2 protein-coding genes are annotated in these 2,081 nt (G+C 66.0%); both read right to left on the bottom strand.

Annotated elements, in window-relative coordinates:
- On the bottom strand, nt 1-1,264 hold a 1,264-nt coding region (locus ENTHG_RS23640), incomplete at its 3' end, for an oxaloacetate decarboxylase subunit beta (protein ID WP_044186043.1).
- A 9-nt stretch (nt 1,265-1,273) separates the two neighbouring features.
- Nucleotides 1,274-2,081, bottom strand: an 808-nt coding sequence (locus tag ENTHG_RS23635; protein ID WP_044186041.1) for a biotin/lipoyl-containing protein, incomplete at its 5' end; no start/stop codon positions are given.

Below are 2,081 nucleotides of genomic sequence, written 5' to 3'. Positions count from 1 at the left end.
CAATCGCCGAGCCAATCACCCCCGCCACGTTCGGGCCCATCGCGTGCATCAGCAGGAAATTCTGCGGGTCGGCCTCCAGCCCCACCTTATTCGACACGCGCGCCGCCATCGGCACCGCCGACACCCCGGCTGAACCAATCAGCGGGTTGATTTTGTGCTTACTGAACACGTTCATCAGCTTCGCCATCAGCACCCCGGCCGCCGTGCCGATACAGAACGCAATCACCCCCAGCAGCAGGATACCCAGCGTCTGCGGCTGCAGGAACTTGTCCGCCACCAGCTTCGCGCCCACCGACAGGCCGAGGAAGATGGTCACGATATTGATTAAGGCGTTCTGCACCGTGTCGCTCAGCCGCTCCACCACCCCGCTCTCGCGCATCAGGTTGCCGAAGCAGAACATCCCCAGCAGCGGGGCCGCGTCCGGCAGCAGCAGGGCCACCAGCAGCAGGAGCACCGCCGGGAAGAGGATTTTCTCCCGCTTACTCACCGTGCGCAGTTGCACCATGCGGATGGTCCGCTCCTTCTGCGTGGTCAGCAGCTTCATCACCGGCGGCTGGATTAACGGCACCAGCGCCATGTACGAATACGCCGCCACCGCGATGGCACCGAGTAATTCCGGGGCCAGCTTGCCGGAGAGGTAAATCGCCGTCGGGCCGTCCGCCCCGCCGATGATGCCGATGGCCGCCGCCTGGGGCAGGGTGAAGCTGATGATGCCGAAGTAGTTCAGGGTCAGCGCCCCCAGCACCGTGGCGAAGATACCGAACTGCGCCGCCGCCCCCAGCAGCAGGGTGCGCGGGTTGGCCAGCAGCGGGCCGAAGTCGGTCATCGCCCCCACCCCCATAAATATCACCAGCGGGGCAATACCCGACCCGATGGCGACCTTGTAGAACACCGCCAGCACTCCGGCGGAGTAGCCCATGTCCACGGCCAGCGTCTCCATCTGCCCCTGCACCGACGGCGGGGCCAGCGCCAGTGCTTCCTTGATGGCATGCACGTCCGGGGCGCAGTGCAGCTTCGCGGCTATCACCGCCAGCTGCCCGGCATCGTGGTGGGCCAGCAGGCTCTCCAGCGCGGTCATCGCCAGCCCCGCCTCCGGGATGTTCGACAGCAGGCCGCCGAAGCCAATCGGCAGCAGCAGTAACGGCTCAAACTTCTTCGCAATCGCCAGCCACAGCAGCAGCAGGCTCACCAGCAGCATGATGGCCTGGCCTGCCTGGAGGTGCATCAGCCCCATGCCCTGGACCAGGGCGTTCAGACTTTCCATTTCTGCTCCTTACGCCAGACTCATCAGGGTGTCGCCGACCGCCACCGCATCGCCGGCTTTCACCGCGATACCGCGCACCGTGCCCGCCTGCGCGGCGCGGATTTCGGTCTCCATCTTCATGGCCTCCAGAATCAGCAGCACGTCGCCTTCGGCCACCGTCTGGCCTTCCGTCGCAATCACCTTCCAGATATTGCCCGCCAGCGGGGCGGTCACCGGGGTGCCTGCGCCTGCCGGGGCCGGTGCGGCAGCCTGAACAGGAGCCGGTGTGGCCGCCGTCAGCTGGCTGATATCGCCGCCGTCGCTGACTTTGACCACAAAGGCTTTCCCTTCCACTTCCACGGTGTAGACGCCGGAGGCGGCCGCTTTTGCCGGGGCAGCGGCAGGTCTGGCTTCTTCCGCCTGCGGCACCGGCTCAAAGGCCGCCGGGTTGTTGCGGTTTTCGAGGAATTTCATCCCCGGCTGCGGGAACAGGGCCACGGTGAGCACGTCCTCGATGGCGTTTGCAGCCAGCACAATGCCCTTCTCCTGCGCCTGGCGCTTCACGTCGGCTTCCAGCTGTGCCAGCTCCGGTTTCAGTAAATCCGCCGGGCGGCAGGTGACGGCCTCTGCCCCCTCCAGCACCCGCGCCTGTAAGGCCGCGTTCACCGGAGCCGGGGTGTGGCCGTACTCGCCTTTCAGAATCCCGGCGGTCTCCTTCGCAATGGATTTGTAGCGCTCCCCGGTGAGGACGTTGAGCACCGCCTGGGTACCGACAATCTGCGAGGTGGGGGTCACCAGCGGGATGAAACCCAGGTCCTCGCGCACGCGGGGAATCTCT

The organism is Phytobacter massiliensis JC163 (assembly GCF_000321045.1).
Lineage (GTDB): Bacteria > Pseudomonadota > Gammaproteobacteria > Enterobacterales > Enterobacteriaceae > Phytobacter_A > Phytobacter_A massiliensis.
Note: the sequence above shows the minus strand (reverse complement) of the source record. Positions and strands in the feature narration are given on the sequence as shown.